The sequence below is a fragment of the Candidatus Magnetobacterium casense genome (assembly GCF_019173545.1).
GTDB lineage: Bacteria > Nitrospirota > Thermodesulfovibrionia > Thermodesulfovibrionales > Magnetobacteriaceae > Magnetobacterium > Magnetobacterium cryptolimnobacter.
In genome coordinates this window covers 1-1,957 of the sequence record NZ_JABXWD010000532.1, presented here as the reverse complement: position 1 = coordinate 1,957, position 1,957 = coordinate 1, and the positions used below count along the sequence as shown (strand labels likewise).

Sequence of the window (1,957 nt, the reverse complement as noted above, 5' to 3'; positions counted from 1 at the left end):
CGGCAATGACTTTCTTTTTCTTCCTTATGCTAGGCTTCTCATAGTGTTCTCTCCTTTTCACATCAGATAGAATACCCTCCTTTTTGCACTGAAGCGATTTAAGAAACAGTGCGAAAAGGAGGGTATTCTATCTGATGTGAAAAGGAGAGAACACTATGAGAAGCCTAGCATAAGGAAGAAAAAGAAAGTCATTGCCGCCCGTAAAAAAGCTACAAGACGTGTATCGGTAGCTCAATAATCGCTCACCTGGACAAGTAAAATGTGGCAAGAGCGAAAGGGTAGCAGTTTTTTTGATTCATATGCCTGGGTATTGACTTAATCAGAGAGTCGGGGACTTTATGGCAACAGATTACCAGGGTCTTTCGGAAGAGATCAAGGTCAGGGCCGATATAGTTGAGATAGTCTCTGATTATGTTGAGCTCAAGAGGGCTGGTGTAAATTACAAGGGGCTTTGTCCGTTTCACGCGGAGAAAACCCCTTCCTTTATGGTGACGCCACACAAGCAGATATTTCATTGCTTTGGGTGTGGCACCGGTGGGGATGTCATCAGCTTTGTGATGAAAAAGGAGCACCTCGGCTACGTTGAGGCATTGCAGCTTCTGGCGCAACGTTGTGGCATCAGCTTCGATTTCAATGTGCAACGCTCCCATCCAAATGCAGCAACAGGGGCGGCGACAACCAATGACCCGGAAAACAGAACAGTCCATTTAAAGGTGCTCACTGCGGCAAGGGGTTTTTTCATCGACATGCTGAAAAAGAGCCTGGTTGCGCAACAATATCTCAAAAATCGCGGTCTTACCTCTGAGATTGCTGAACGTTTTTCACTTGGATTTGCGCCAGAGGGCTGGGACAACCTCCGCAAGTATCTCAGACGACAGGGGTTTGCTGATGACGACATCAAGGCCGCCGCACTTGTGTATCAAAGAGACAGCAGCACCTACGATGTATTCCGTAACCGCGTGATCTTTCCCATAACGGACGTACACGGGCAGACAATAGCATTTGGTGGCAGGGTCATCAACAGCGATGCCCAGCCCAAGTATCTGAACTCGGCAGAGACCTCCATGTTTAAGAAAAAACTGACACTGTTTGGCTTATACATGGCCAGGGAAGAGATCGCCCGGAGTAATTATGCCATTGTGGTAGAGGGCTACCTGGATGTCATCGTGTGTGCGCAGTACGGGTTTGTCAACGTGTGTGCCCCCCTTGGGACGGCCCTGACGCATGAGCAAGCCAGGATACTCAGACGGTATACGAGTCAGGTCTATGTCGTCTTTGATGGCGATGATGCCGGGATAAAGGCGGCAAAGCGTGCCATGGCCACCATCTGCAAAAACGGACTCGGCGCCAGGGCCATAATCCTGCCACAGAAGGATGACCCTGACAGTTTTCTCAGGGCAAGGGGCAGTGACGCCTTCAGGCAGATGATACTGAAGTCACAGGGACTGGTTGACTTCTTTCTGACTGCCGGGGGCTACGGTATGGATAACCTCAGGGAACTATACGCCTGTATCTCCGACGTAGAGGATACCGTTCTGAGGGGGTCGCTGATAACCGAGTTCTCCAACAAGGCCGCCATATCAGAGAGGGTGCTCTGGCACGACATCGGAAAGGGCAAACCCTCCTCACTCTCGCAATCCACACGTAATGTCCCGGCACTACCAAAGAGGTCTGTGGAGGAGACACTCCTCAATCTCTGTCTGTGTTTTCCCGACGGTCTGAAGATTGTTAAGGAACGGTTGAGCCTGGATTGTCTGAGCAATGCCCTTGTCAGGAGGGTCTTTGAGGCCCTTATCGGGGGAGTGGTCAAGCCGTCCTTTGAGAGCCTTGCTGCGTTTTTTACCGCTCAGGAGATGACTTGTCTCTCATCGTTGATGCTAGAACCAGAGATAGACAAGGACAACATAGACAAAAATATCGAAGACTACATCAAAGCGATCAGAAGAGGCGTCCTTGA

The 1,957-nt window shown here is 49.9% G+C and carries 2 protein-coding genes and 1 pseudogene; 2 read left to right on the top strand and 1 reads right to left on the bottom strand.

Annotation, left to right across the window (positions count from 1 at the left end; genetic code table 11):
• Positions 1-61: pseudogene (locus HWQ67_RS20290) on the bottom strand (30S ribosomal protein S21); the annotation flags it as partial.
• A 27-nt stretch (positions 62-88) separates the two neighbouring features.
• On the opposite strand from HWQ67_RS20290, the gene rpsU reads away from it, so the two are divergent.
• Both rpsU and dnaG read left to right on the top strand, forming a co-directional pair.
• Complete coding sequence (gene rpsU / locus HWQ67_RS17240; protein WP_218253932.1) at positions 89-238, top strand: 30S ribosomal protein S21; 150 nt, start codon at positions 89-91, stop codon at positions 236-238.
• A 100-nt stretch (positions 239-338) separates the two neighbouring features.
• On the top strand, positions 339-1,957 hold a 1,619-nt coding region (gene dnaG / locus HWQ67_RS17235; protein ID WP_218253931.1), incomplete at its 3' end, for a DNA primase.